Raw genomic sequence first — 13190 nt, 5'->3', positions numbered from 1 at the left:
CGTTCAAAAAGGCTCAGCTCTTCACCATCGTGATGTTGACGCCGCGGATCTCGCCCTTGGAGCTGATCTGCACGGTTTGCCTGTTACCGCTGGTCCGTAACGTCAGGTTCGCGGCAAACCCGTTGGCCTCAACGAACACCTCGATCTGGCCGCCGCCCGCCGTTCCCTGCAGATTGCCGAAAATATTTCGGCTTGCCTCGCTCCAGTTGCCGGAAATCCGGTCACCCTGGCTGGTCACGTCGCTGCTGAGATCGAACTTGTAGCTGTCGCTGGCGCAGTGGAGGCTCTGTTTCAGACCCAATCCGCTGCCGTTGACTTTGTAATCGGCCTTGCAGCGGATGCGCTCGGTGGTTCCGTCCGAAAGCGCAACGGTGCCGTTGCCCGACCAGGCCCCGTCAAAACCGGCGAACGGGCTGGATGACTGTGCATGGCCTGCCGATATCGACAACATCAGTGCGGCGCCAACGGTCGCGGCTTTGATGGCCTGTCCAAACAGGCTGGAAACAAGCAGTTTCATATCGATTTTTCCCGTTCAAATTGCCGTCTCATGCGAGTGACGTCTCGCCGCATCGAAGACTTGGTGTTGGCTGCGATGTGTTAGGTTCAAATGGACAATCCCCGCGGCCTTCCAATCGCGACAATTGGCCATGGCGTCGGATTGATATCTTTAAAGTACACAAACCGGAACGCAGGCGGATGGCGTTTTTTTGTTCGGCTGCGTCAAAAAACCTTCAGATATTCGCCGGATTTGAAGCGCAAGCGGCTGGTGTCTGCGGGGCCGATGACGAGTAAAATCATCATCAATAAATAATCATTTGTGATCAATCGGTTATGCGTGTCATTGGAGTTCATGCGTTAGACCCGGTATTCAAAGGCGTGCCGCCGTAAATTTGGCCGCATTTACCAGCGCTTTTGGTCCACTCGTCGCCGCAAGTTCGCGGCCTTTGCAATCTAAGTGAGCTTTCCCGCTCAGCCCTGTGCTATCGGATGGGGATTCTCCGCGTTACTAATGAAGGAACACAATGCATAAGTTTTTCCTCGCCCTGTCCCTGTTGTCGATGTCCGTTTCCACCAGTGCGATAGCCCAGCAGCAGCCGCAGCAGCGCAGCGGCACCCCGGAGGAGCAGGCAGCTTGTTCGCGCGACGTTCAGCGCCACTGCCGCGCCGTGATCGATCAGGGTGATTTCACCATTCTGGCCTGCCTTCAGCAAAATCGCACGAAGATAACCAAGGCCTGCGATCAGGTGCTGAAAAACCACGGGCAGTAGGCTCTATTTGCGGCGGGTCATCGCTGTCGCAGGCCCTTTCCCGGTGTAATTTGGACGCGGCCTGGGTCTGCGAGAAATCGCAGACAGCATTGGTTTTGGCGACGTATTCCCCTATATGGGGTTCGCGATCCATCTGCTTGCGCGGATGGCTGCCGCATGCCAATTCACCCCGACGAATGTAGCCAGTTCCTGATGACCACCGCGAGCGATTTGCGATCCGGCAAGACTCACCGCGACGAGAACTTTCCCGTCGCGTCGTGGATCATTCATCCGCGTCACCGGGCGCTGATCCTGGCATTCTATAATTTCGTCAGGACCGCCGACGATGTCGCCGATCATGCAACGCTCGGTGAGCAGGACAAGCTCACCTATCTCGATCTGCTCGAAGCCGAATTGCTGGGGCAGGGCGATAGCCAGCCGGAAGCCGTCAACCTCCGCCGCGCACTGGCGGAGCGGTCGATGCCGCCGCGCCATGCCCTCGATGTCCTGATCGCCTTCCGGATGGACGTGACCAAGCTTCGTTACGAGAACTGGGACGAAGTGGTTCACTACTGCCGATATTCGGCGATGCCGGTCGGGCGCTTCATGCTCGACGTTCACGGCGAGAGCACGTCGACCTGGGCCGCGTCCGACGCCCTGTGCGCCGGCCTGCAGATCAATAATCATCTTCAGGACTGCGCCAAGGACTACAAGAATCTCAACCGCGTCTATCTTCCGCGCGACGCGCTGGCTGCCGCCGGCGCATCCGTGGAGGAGCTTGGACGGGAACGGGCATCGGCGCCCCTGCTGCAATGCCTGCATTCGCTTGCCGTGCGAACCGAGGCGCTGCTCGACGAAAGCAAGTCGTTGAGCGCCGAAGTGAAGGATTTTCGGCTCGGGCTTGAGATCTCGGTGATCCAGAGCTTTGCCGACAGGATCGTCCGTCTTCTGAAAGTGCGCGACCCCCTGAGCCAGACGGTCCATCTGGGGCCGCTTGAACTGCTTGCGTATAGCGTCGGCGGGATGGCCGGCGAGATGGCTCGGCGCGCGGTCGGACGCCGCGCGGTGTCCAATCCGGCGGCCGGCGCATGACGCTCGACGCGGCGGTAGCCAACCCGAGTGACGGGACGTCAGCTTCCGGCAGTTCGTTTTACGCAGCGATGCGGATTCTGCCGCGCGAACAGCGCGAGGCGATGTTTCAGATCTACAGTTTTTGCCGGCAGGTCGACGATATCGCGGATTCCGAGGGACCGCGGCCGGAACGGCTGGCTGCAATCCAGCGGTGGCGCGACGACATTGACGCGCTGTATCAAGGCCACCCGCCTGCGCGGTTGCAGGACTATGTCGCCTCGGTTCGTCACTTCGGTCTGAAGCGCGAAGATTTTCTGGCCATCATCGATGGCATGGAGATGGATATTCCACAGGATATCCGCGCGCCGGACCTCGCAACGCTCGATCTGTATTGCGACCGCGTCGCCAGCGCCGTCGGGCGGCTGTCGGTGCGGGTGTTCGGTCTCGGGGAAAATGACGGCATCCTGCTTGCGCATCATCTCGGCCGCGCGCTGCAATTGACGAACATCCTGCGCGATATTGATGAAGATGCTTCGATCGGCCGCCTCTATCTGCCGCTCGAAGGCCTGCTGCATGCCGGGATCACCAGCAACGATCCGCTCAAGGTCGTTGCCGAGCCGGCGCTGCCGAAAGTCTGCGCGCCGCTGGTCGAACGGGCACGAAGCCATTTCGAGAAAGCTGACGAGGTCATGAATCGCAATTCGCGGCGCGTGGTGCGCGCCCCGAGGATCATGTCGAAATATTATCGCGCGATCCTGGAATTGCTGGTCGAAAGAGGGTTCGCGCTGCCCCGGCCGGCCGTGCGCCTCAACAAGATGGCCAAGTTCGCTATCATTCTTCGCTACGCCTTCATCTGATGCAAAAATCCGTTCATATCATCGGCGCTGGAATTTCGGGCCTGTCGGCCGCCGTTCGGCTGGCCAACGCGAACTACCAAGTGCATGTCCACGAGGCGACCCAACAGGCGGGTGGCCGCTGCCGATCCTATTTTGACGCAGCGACCAACCTGACCATCGATAACGGCAATCACCTCCTGCTCTCCGGCAACCGTCATGCGGTCGCCTACGCAAAGTCGATCGGCACCGAGGCCGGACTGGTCGGGCCGAAGCGCGCGCAATTTCCATTTGTCGATTTGACCACGGGCCAGCGCTGGCAGCTCGACCTCGGAGACAGCCGGCTGCCGCTGTGGGTGTTCGATCAGGCGCGCCGCGTTCCCGATACCGGACTGCTTGATTATCTCGCACTGACGCCCCTGGTCTGGGCGGGTCCTGACAAACTGGTAGGCAAGACGATTCCGTGTGATGGCACCCTCTATCAGCGGCTGGTGCAGCCGCTGTTGCTGGCTGCGCTCAATGTCGATCCGCCGGAAGGTTCGGCCGGGCTCGCCGGCGCGGTGGTGCGCGAGACGCTGCTGGCGGGCGGAGAGGCCTGCCGGCCGCTGATTGCGCGCGATGGCTTGAGCGCGGTCCTGGTAGAGCCCGCGATCAAGCTGCTGCAGGACAAAGGCGCCAGCATCCGGTTCGGACACGAGTTGCGCGCGTTCAGTATGGCCGAAGGCCGCGTCGGAGAATTGAACTTTGGCGACGACGTCATTGGTCTCGCGCCTGGCGACGCGGTGGTCATGGCCGTTCCGCCACGCCCCGCGGCCTCGCTGCTGCCCGGCCTGAAAACGCCGTCGAAATTCCGCGCGATCGTCAACGCGCATTTCCGCTTCGATCCGCCCAAGGATGCGCCGCCGATCCTGGGGGTCGTGGGCGGACTGGTCGAATGGTTGTTTGCGTTTCCCCAGCGGCTGTCGGTGACCATCAGCAATGCCGACCGGCTGGTGGACATGCCGCGCGAGGAACTCGCGCAGGCGATCTGGAGCGACATCTGCAAGGCCGCCCGCGTGCAGGGTGAATTGCCTCCCTGGCAGATCGTGCGCGAGCGCCGGGCGACTTTCGAGGCCACGCCGGAACAAAACGCGCTGCGGCCGGGGCCGGTCACCAATTGGAAAAACCTGTTTCTCGCCGGAGACTGGACTGATACGGGGTTGCCGGCAACCATTGAGGGATCGGTGCGGTCGGGCGACCGCGCCGCCGACCTTGTCCTCGCCATGCCGCGGGGCTGATCGGGAGAGGCAAACGGTTTCCGACGAAACCGGGTACAATTACGGGGATATCGCTGAAGATGCGTTCCGGCAATGACATGATGGGCGTCGCCACCGACGCCGCTCTGGAGGCGAGCATTGCGTCGGCGACGCGCGCTTTGCTGGACTTCCGGCAGCCCGACGGACACTGGGTGTTCGAGCTGGAAGCCGATTGCACCATCCCGGCCGAATATGTGCTGCTGCGCCATTACCTGGCTGAACCGGTCGACGCGGCGCTGGAAGCCAAGATCGCAAACTACCTGCGCCGGATTCAGGGCGCTCACGGCGGCTGGCCGCTGGTTCATGAGGGCGCCTTCGACATGAGCGCCAGCGTGAAGGCTTACTTCGCGCTCAAGATGATCGGAGATTCCGTCGATGCGCCTCACATGGTGCGGGCGCGCGAGGCCATCCGCTCGCGCGGCGGCGCCATCCACAGCAACGTGTTCACGCGCTTCCTGCTGGCGATGTTCGAGGTGACGACATGGCGCAGCGTGCCGGTGTTACCGGTCGAGATCATGCTGCTGCCGATGTGGTCGCCGTTTCATCTCAACAAGATTTCGTATTGGGCGCGGACCACGATGGTGCCGCTGATGGTGCTGGCGGCGTTGAAGCCGCGCGCGAAAAATCCCAAGGGCGTCGGCATCGACGAGTTGTTCCTGCAGGATCCGCGCAGCATCGGCATGACGGCAAAGGCGCCGCACCAGAGCTGGGCCTGGTTTCTGCTGTTCCGGGGGCTCGACCATATCTTGCGGGTGATCGAGCCTGTGTTTCCGAAAAAACTGCGCGCCCGCGCGATCGACAGCGCGATCGCCTTCATTGAAGAGCGGTTGAACGGCGAAGACGGTTTGGGCGCGATCTTTCCGCCGATGGCCAACGCCGTGATGATGTACGAGGCGCTCGGCAAACCGGCGGATTATCCACCGCGTGTGGTCACGCGAAGAGGGCTCGATAAGCTCCTGGTGATCGGCGAGGACGAGGCGTATTGCCAGCCTTGCGTCTCACCGGTGTGGGATACCGCGCTCACCTGCCATGCGCTGCTTGAGGCCGGCAGCGAGGATGCGCTGTCGCAGGCCAAACAGGGGCTCGACTGGCTGCTGCCGAAGCAGGTGCTGGATATCAAGGGCGACTGGGCGGTCAAACGCCCCGAGGTTCGCCCGGGCGGTTGGGCGTTCCAGTACAATAATGCCTATTATCCCGACCTCGACGACACAGCGGTCGTGGTGATGGCGATGGATCGCGCCGTGCGCCACTCTGGCGGCCGGGAATACGATACCGCGATGGCCCGCGGCCGCGAGTGGATCGAAGGCATGCAGAGCCGCGATGGCGGTTGGGCCGCCTTCGACGTCAACAACCTCGAATACTACCTCAACAACATCCCGTTTTCGGACCACGGCGCGCTGCTCGATCCGCCGACCGAAGACGTGACCGCGCGCTGCCTCTCGATGCTGGCGCAGCTCGGCGAGACCGCGAAAACCAGCAAAGCGGTTGCCGAGGGGATCGAATATTTGCGGCGAACCCAGCTTGCGGAGGGGTCCTGGTACGGCCGCTGGGGGCTGAACTACGTCTACGGCACCTGGTCGGTCCTGTGCGCGCTCAATGCCGCAGGGGTCGACCACCAGGATCCGATGATTCGCAAAGCCGTCGATTGGCTCATTTCGATACAGAATGCCGATGGCGGCTGGGGCGAGGATGCTGTCAGCTACCGACTCGATTATAAGGGATTTGAGGGTGCACCCACGACCGCCTCGCAGACGGCATGGGCTTTGCTTGGTCTTATGGCGGCCGGAGAGGTCGAAAATCCGGCTGTCAGGCGTGGGGTGGAGTGCCTAAAAAGCACACAGACCGAAAAAGGACTGTGGGACGAGCAGCGATATACGGCTACGGGCTTTCCGCGGGTGTTTTACTTGCGTTATCATGGCTATGCGAAGTTCTTTCCGCTTTGGGCGCTAGCGCGGTATCGAAATTTGAATAGCACCAACAGCAGGGTGGTAGGGGTCGGGATGTGAATTTGGGGATTGGGGGCGAGACCGCGGGCAGTGCAATCGACCCGCGGCCGGTTTTAATTGTGACAGGTTTGGTGCAGGAGGCGCGGATTGCAGCCGGCCCAGGCATGATCGTCATCTGCAGCAGTAGCGATCCCCAGCAATTGCGGTCGCTGCTTGCGACGCTCGATTCATCAACATTCCGGGGCGTCATTAGTTTCGGCGTGGCAGGCGGTTTGGATCCTGCCCTGAAATCTGGCGATATCGTGGTGGCGACCGAAGTTCTGGCCGGTGACACGCGATGGCTGGCCGGTTCGGCGCTGAATGAAGAGCTGATTGCCAACATCGCATTGGGCCGCCGCCGCGTCGTCAGGGGTGGCCTGGCGGGCGTCGAGCAGGTCATCGCCGGCATAGCCAAAAAGGCTGCGCTGTGGTCGGAGACGGGAGCCGCTGCCGTCGATATGGAAAGCCATATCGCCGCGGCCTACGCCGACGAGGCGGGTCTTCCCTTCGCGGCGTTGCGTGTCATCAGCGACCCTGCCAACCGCGCTCTGCCGGCGCTGGCAAGGAATGCGATCAAGCCGAACGGTGACATTGATCTGCGCAAGGTCCTGCGAGGGGTCGCGCGTAATCCGCTGACGCTGCGCTCGCTGGTTTCGACCGGGATCGATTTCAACCGCGCGCTGCGCAGCCTGCGTGGCTGCCGAGGCTTTCTGATGGGCGGCGAGGGCCTCGTCACAGCCGATCTCTGAGAAATTACTGCAATTTCCAGCTTGAAATGAAGACGAACGAAAACAGGGCGCGATCGCTATCGCGCCCTGTTTTGTTTTGGGTCGGCAGTTAAAGCGTTTTCGAGCGAGGCAGATACAGGATCGCTCTGGAAAAGCGTATCAAATCAAAGGCTAGAGCCTCGGTTCTAATTCAATATCAGAACCGAGAGGGGGCCAGCTCAGGCGGCCGTCGACGCCTTTTGCTGTGTCTTCAATTGCGCCGCCGCAGCCTCGTCGCGGCGGATTTCCGACAGCCGCTTCTGCACTTCGGACGAGAAGATGTATTGTGCCGGACGCTGGTTATCGAGATTGATCTCGGGCGCCATCGGGCCGGTCGTCCGCACGCCGCGCAGCGCCACCCACATCGCCTTCAGCGGATTGGTCAGGGCCGCGTTCGCTGCCGTCGGCTCATAACCGCAATGCGCCATGCAGTCCGCGCACTTCTCATACTTGCCGGTGCCGTAGGTTTCCCAGTCCGTGGTTTCCATCAGCTCCTTGAAGGTCTTGGTGTAGCCTTCGCCGAGCAGATAGCAGGGCTTCTGCCAGCCGAAAATGTTGCGGGCCGGCATGCCCCACGGGGTGCATTCATAATCCTGATTGCCGGCAAGGAAGTCCAGGAACAGGCCGGAATGCATGAAGTTCCACTTCTTGCCCTTGCCGAGCGCAAACACGTCGCGGAACAGTTTTTTGGTCTTGGTGCGGTTGAGGAAGTGCTCCTGGTCGGGCGCGCGCTCATAGGCGTAGCCCGGCGACATCGAAACGCCGACACCAAGCTCGGTGGTGAAGTCGAGGAACTTGGCGATCTCCTCCGCCGCGTGTCCGTCGAAGATCGTGGCGTTGACGTTGACGGTGAATCCCTTGGCCTTGGCGGCCTTGATCGCGGAGACGGCGCGATCGAACACGCCCTTCTGCGAGACGGCCTTGTCGTGATGCTCCTTCAGACCATCGAGATGCACCGAGAAAAACAGATAGGGCGACGGCTCGAACAGATCGAGCTTCTTTTCCAACAGCAGTGCGTTGGTGCACAGCGACACGAATTTCTTGCGCGCCACGAGGCCGCGCACGATCTCGCCGATTTCCTTGTGAATCAGCGGCTCGCCGCCGGGGATCGCCACCATCGGCGCGCCGCATTCGTCGGCGGCATCCCAGCACTCCTGCGCCGACATGCGGCGATTGAGAATCGCGTCGGGATAGTCGATCTTGCCGCAGCCCACGCATGCTAGATTGCAGCGAAACAAGGGCTCAAGCATCAGCACCAGCGGATAGCGTTTCCGGCCCAGCATTTTCTGCTTGAGAAGATAACCGCCGATACGCATTTCCTTGAAGAACGGTATTGCCATTACGAGTTTTCTTTCTGGACTTGGTAGAGGTGGATCAGCCCGTCGTTAATTCGCTGCCGTCAATTCAGCCGGAAGCCGGAACTCGATATTTTCTTCCCGGCCGGGAAGCACAGACACCGCAACCGGCCCGATACGCCTCAACGCCTCGATCACATCGTCGACTAAAACTTCCGGCGCCGAAGCACCGGCGGTAATGCCGACAGCTTTTGCATCCTTCAGCCATTCCGGGTTCAGTTCGCTTCCGTCGGCAATCAAATAACTCGCAACGCCGGCCTCGGTGCCGATTTCGCGGAGCCTGTTTGAGTTGGAACTATTGGTGGCGCCCACCACCAGAATGACGTCCACGAGCTTACTGAGATCCCTTACCGCAGATTGGCGGTTCTGTGTCGCATAGCAGATATCCCGGATGTCGGGGCCTTGAATGTCTGTAAATCGCTGCTGAAGGGCGAGAATTATGTCCTTTGTGTCATCCACGCTCAGGGTGGTCTGGGTGATGTAGGCCACCGGGGTGTCCGCGGGCAGGGTCAAAGCCGCCACATCGTCGACATCCTGGACCAGCAGCACGGGGCCGGGAACCTGGCCCATGGTTCCCTCGACCTCGGGATGGCCGGCATGGCCGATCAGGATCAGGGCGCGTCCCTTGGACATATACCGTTTGCCCTGATTGTGGACCTTGGTGACCAGCGGGCAGGTCGCGTTGAGGACGGGCAGGCCGCGCACCGCAGCTTCCTCCTCCACGCTCCGGGCCACGCCGTGGGCGCTGAATACCGTCACGGCACGGGGCGGCACTTCCGACAGATCCTCAACGAAGATGGCGCCTTTGTTTTTGAGGCTTTCGACCACGTATTTATTGTGCACGATCTCGTGGCGCACATAGACCGGGGGACCGTACTTCTCGATCGCGCGTTCGACGATCTCGATCGCCCGCACGACGCCGGCACAAAATCCGCGGGGTTGCGCGAGATACACTTCCATGGGACTTCCGTTACGCAAGTTGCACCAACCTCATTTTGGTATCTCCGTGCCGCTCGGATAGCTGCAATATCTGCACCATGCCTCAATTTGCATCCATTCCGGCCCTAAGCGCATGGAGGCACTGGGCTTTGTGTCAAAAAACGATCGGCTAGAAAAGGCGGATCGCAAAAAGGATCAGCCATGGTTGACGGAGATAGGTATTATAATACGGAGAAACCGTGACGGGAAGCCGCGGAACCCTCACTTGTTCGTCACTTTACTGGAGGTCGATCCGCATTATACCCGCGACGGGAAGATTAAGGCGAGCTCTTGCGCTATCTGTCTGCCGCCCGTAGCAAAACGCATCCAAACAACGTTAATCAGCCGCTGGAACTTCGCTGGATAGCGAGCGTTTCGGCTAGCTATTAGATTAGAAAGAAAAGATGTGCTGACAAGTATTGTCGTATCGATTGTTAAAACTTGTACGCGGTTTGCTCCTCTTGTTGTTCTCGTCGCGCTGATCCTTGCGGTCGCAGCGGGCTTCTACACAGCCCAGAATTTTTTAATCAATACCGACATCAATACGCTGATCTCGTCGAAACTGGATTGGCGCAAGCGGGACAATCAATTCGACAAGGCGTTCGATCGCGACAGCACGATCCTGGCGGTAGTAGAAGCCCCAACCCCGGAACTCACCAGCACTGCAAGCGCCGCGCTCGAGCAGAAGCTATCCGGCGACACCGCGCATTTTTCTTCCGTACAGCCGCTCGGCTCCGGCGCGTTCTTTGAAAAGAACGGACTGCTGTTCCTTCCGGAGGTGGAGGTCCGCGAGCTGACCGGCCAGTTCGCATCCGCCGCGCCGTTGATCGAGATCATGGCCGGCGATCCCTCCATCCGGGGCCTGACCGGCGCGCTGGAGACCGGGCTTGCCGGCGTCAAGCGCGGGCAGGTCAAGCTGGACAGCACCGAGCGGCCGTTCACGCAAATCGCAAAGACGGTGGAGGATGTGCTGAAAACCGGCACCGCGACATTCTCCTGGCGCGAACTCGTCAGCGACAAGCCTTTGACCGATTCCGATCGCCGTTCGTTCATCGAGTTCAAGCCGATCCTCGATTTCAACGCGCTTGAGCCCGGCAAGGATGCGACCGATGCGATCCGGCAGGCCGCGAAAGACCTCAATCTCGCGGGCGAATATGGCGCGCGGGTCAGGCTGACCGGACCGGTTCCGATGGCCGACGAAGAGTTCGCGACCGTTCAGGACGGCGCCGTCGTCAATGGGATCGGCACCGTGATCGTGGTACTTTTCATTCTTTGGATGGCGCTGCATTCGGCAAAGATCATCTCCGCCGTGTTCATCAACCTCTTTATCGGCCTGTCGATCACCACCGCCCTGGGATTGATGATGGTGGGCTCGCTCAACCTGCTCTCGGTTGCGTTCGCCGTTCTGTTCGTGGGGCTTGGTGTGGATTTCGGCATCCAGTTCAGCGTTCGCTATCGGTCGGAGCGCTACAAGGGCGAGGATCTGCCGGGTGCGCTGGCGAAGGCAGCCGAATATGTCGCGGTCCCGCTTTCGCTAGCCGCGATGGCGACCGCGTCCGGATTCCTGTCGTTTTTGCCAACCGACTACAAGGGCGTTTCAGAGCTCGGCGAGATCGCCGGCGTGGGCATGCTGGTGGCGTTTATTACCAGCATTACGGTACTGCCGGCGTTGTTGCGCTTGCTTAATCCTCCCGGAGAAAAAGAGCCCGTCGGTTATGCGTTTCTGGCGCCGCTCGACCATTTCCTCGAAAAGCATCGCGTGATCATTATCGTCGGCACCCTCGTGATCGCGGTGGCCGGCCTGCCGCTGCTCTATTTTCTGAGGTTCGACTTCAACCCGATCAACCTGCGCAGTCCCAAGGTTGAGTCGATCGCGACCTTTCTCGATCTGAGAAAAGACCCCAATACCGGCGCCAACGCGATCAATGTGCTGGTGAATTCCGACGAAGACGCTAGGAAAGTTCAGGCCCGGCTGGAAAAGGTGCCGGAAGTGCTCCGCGTCATGTCGCTGGAGAGTTTTGTGCCGGAGGACCAGCCGGCAAAATTGAAGCTGATCGCCGAGGGTGCCAAGATTCTCAATCCGGCGCTGAACCCGGATTCGATCGATGCCGCGCCGTCCGATCAGGAGAATATCGATGCCCTGAAGGAATCGGCGGAGAGCCTGCGAAAGGCCGCCGGCGATGGCAAAGGCCCTGGCGCGGTGGCGTCCCGGCGGCTTGCGGATGCGCTGTCAAAGCTTGCCGAATCGAATCAGGCGACGCGAGACAAGGCCCAGGCCATCTTTGTGACGCCGTTGAAAATCGTGCTCGACCAGCTCAAGAACTCGCTGCAGGCGCAACCGGTCAGCCTGAAGACGCTGCCACCCGATCTGGTGAACGCGTGGAAAACCAAGGATGGCCTGCAGCGCGTCGAGGCGCTGCCGAAAGGCGATCCCAACGACAACGACACGCTGCGCCAGTTTGCCGGCGCCGTTCTGAATGCCGAACCAACCGCGATCGGTGGACCGGTATCGATCCTCAAATCCGGCGAGACGGTCGTCAGGGCCTTTATTCATGCTGGTCTGTTTGCGCTGATCGTGATCAGCCTTCTGCTCTGGCTGGCGTTGCGGCGGATAACCGATGTGCTGCTGACGCTGGTTCCGCTGCTAGTGGCCGGCGCTGTCACGCTCGAGATCTGCGTGCTGATCGGGCTGCCGCTCAACTTCGCCAACATCGTCGCACTGCCCTTGCTGCTGGGCGTCGGCGTCGCATTCAAGATCTATTATGTGACGGCCTGGCGGGCGGGCAGAACGAATCTACTGCAGTCGAGCCTGACGCGAGCAATCTTTTTCAGCGCGCTAACCACGGCCACGGCGTTCGGCAGCCTCTGGCTGTCGAGTCATCCCGGCACGGCGAGCATGGGCAAACTGCTCGCGCTCTCGCTGGTCACGACGCTTGCCGCGGTGTTGTTGTTTCAGCCTGCCTTAATGGGCAAACCGCGCGATGTCAGGGATTAGGCAGATATCGCCGACCGGATCGTTCGGCTTCGCAGCGGTTGCCAATTTTTGACCCTGCGTTTTCGGAGCCGGATTGGCCGACCCGGTGGTCTTCGGGGGAGCTGCGGTTGGGGGGACTGTTGCCGCGGTTTTAGGCGGCGCGCCCGTCGTCTTCGGTGCTGCGCCCTTCGCCATGCTGTTGACCGGGCTGCTGGGAATCGAGCCCGCGACGCGGGTCCAGGTTTCGCCGCCACAGAGAAAGCCTAGCACGCAGCCGCGGATTTCAAGCTGGTCGGGGCCGGCTGGCTTGATCGTGGAGCTGTAGGTTTGTCCATCCTTGGCGTTATAGACTTGGCCTTCCCACTCATCGGCGCCAGGCTTTTTCTTCATGTCAAGCAGGATTGGCATCCCCAGCGTTAACCTATTCTGCTTTGAGACATCGGGATTGTTCTTGTCATGGCCGCCCGGAATTTTCTCCCACGCCACCACGCCCCACATGCTTCCGTTACACTCTGCCACCCGGATGTCGGCAACTCCGTCCGCCACTCTCCAGTCGCCGGTCGGATCTGCCGCTAAAGCTGACGCAAGACCTGTTGCCAAAAAAATTCCGGAATATGCTAGGGTGCGGATGACGGTTCGCGGGCAGTGCAACATTTGTTGAAACCTCAAAGAGCTGGTCAAATCG

General features: G+C 60.6%; 12 protein-coding genes. 7 read left to right on the top strand and 5 right to left on the bottom strand.

From position 1 onward, the window contains the following. Positions 1-13 precede the first annotated feature (13 nt). Complete coding sequence (locus BLV09_RS12555) at positions 14-517, bottom strand: hypothetical protein (RefSeq protein ID WP_146687508.1); 504 nt, start codon at positions 515-517, stop codon at positions 14-16. 203 nt (positions 518-720) lie between these two features. Beyond that, positions 721-852 (bottom strand): hypothetical protein, encoded by a 132-nt coding sequence (locus BLV09_RS38475; RefSeq protein ID WP_283806848.1) that lies wholly within the window; start codon positions 850-852, stop codon positions 721-723. A 170-nt stretch (positions 853-1022) separates the two neighbouring features. Here BLV09_RS38475 and BLV09_RS12550 point away from each other — a divergent pair, with 170 nt between their 5' ends. The 6 genes from BLV09_RS12550 to BLV09_RS12525 all read left to right on the top strand — a co-directional run bounded on the left by BLV09_RS12550 (position 1023) and on the right by BLV09_RS12525 (position 7180). After that, entirely contained in the window at positions 1023-1268 is a 246-nt protein-coding gene (locus tag BLV09_RS12550; protein WP_100380748.1) for a hypothetical protein, read from the top strand. 192 nt (positions 1269-1460) lie between these two features. Continuing rightward, positions 1461-2339, top strand: a complete 879-nt coding sequence (gene hpnC, locus BLV09_RS12545; RefSeq protein WP_146691094.1) for a squalene synthase HpnC — start codon at positions 1461-1463, stop codon at positions 2337-2339. Further along, entirely contained in the window at positions 2336-3175 is an 840-nt protein-coding gene (hpnD, locus tag BLV09_RS12540) for a presqualene diphosphate synthase HpnD (protein WP_146687507.1), read from the top strand. The genes hpnC and hpnD overlap by 4 nt, the downstream gene beginning before the upstream one ends. After that, positions 3175-4428: a hydroxysqualene dehydroxylase HpnE gene (gene hpnE / locus BLV09_RS12535; RefSeq protein WP_146687506.1), complete on the top strand. Its 1254-nt coding sequence runs from the start codon at positions 3175-3177 to the stop codon at positions 4426-4428. Before hpnD ends, hpnE begins: the two co-directional genes overlap by 1 nt. Positions 4429-4487: 59 nt before the next feature. Next, positions 4488-6452, top strand: a complete 1965-nt coding sequence (gene shc / locus BLV09_RS12530) for a squalene--hopene cyclase (protein ID WP_146687505.1) — start codon at positions 4488-4490, stop codon at positions 6450-6452. Further along, complete coding sequence (locus tag BLV09_RS12525; protein WP_100380753.1) at positions 6449-7180, top strand: phosphorylase; 732 nt, start codon at positions 6449-6451, stop codon at positions 7178-7180. The genes shc and BLV09_RS12525 overlap by 4 nt, the downstream gene beginning before the upstream one ends. Positions 7181-7377: 197 nt before the next feature. On the opposite strand, the gene hpnH is transcribed toward BLV09_RS12525, so the two are convergent. Both hpnH and ispH read right to left on the bottom strand, forming a co-directional pair. Further along, positions 7378-8538, bottom strand: coding sequence for an adenosyl-hopene transferase HpnH (gene hpnH / locus BLV09_RS12520; RefSeq protein WP_146687504.1), 1161 nt, complete (start codon positions 8536-8538; stop codon positions 7378-7380). Between the two features lie 45 nt (positions 8539-8583). After that, the gene (gene ispH, locus BLV09_RS12515) at positions 8584-9513 is read right to left on the bottom strand and encodes a 4-hydroxy-3-methylbut-2-enyl diphosphate reductase (RefSeq protein ID WP_146687503.1); all 930 of its coding nucleotides are present in this window, start codon (positions 9511-9513) and stop codon (positions 8584-8586) included. Positions 9514-9937: 424 nt separating this feature from the next. Between ispH and BLV09_RS12510 the strand changes: the two genes are divergently transcribed. After that, entirely contained in the window at positions 9938-12526 is a 2589-nt protein-coding gene (locus BLV09_RS12510) for an MMPL family transporter (protein ID WP_146687502.1), read from the top strand. Here BLV09_RS12510 and BLV09_RS12505 read toward each other — a convergent pair. Continuing rightward, positions 12494-13135 carry a DUF2147 domain-containing protein gene (locus BLV09_RS12505; RefSeq protein WP_167559069.1) on the bottom strand — a complete coding sequence of 214 codons (642 nt, stop codon included), beginning with the start codon at positions 13133-13135 and terminating at the stop codon, positions 12494-12496. The two genes, BLV09_RS12510 and BLV09_RS12505, sit on opposite strands and share 33 nt — an antisense overlap. Positions 13136-13190 lie beyond the last annotated feature (55 nt).

The sequence above is a fragment of the Bradyrhizobium canariense genome (assembly GCF_900105125.1).
Taxonomy (GTDB): domain Bacteria; phylum Pseudomonadota; class Alphaproteobacteria; order Rhizobiales; family Xanthobacteraceae; genus Bradyrhizobium; species Bradyrhizobium canariense_A.
The sequence above is the reverse complement of the archived record's forward strand: the minus strand, read 5'-3'. Positions and strand labels throughout refer to the sequence as shown.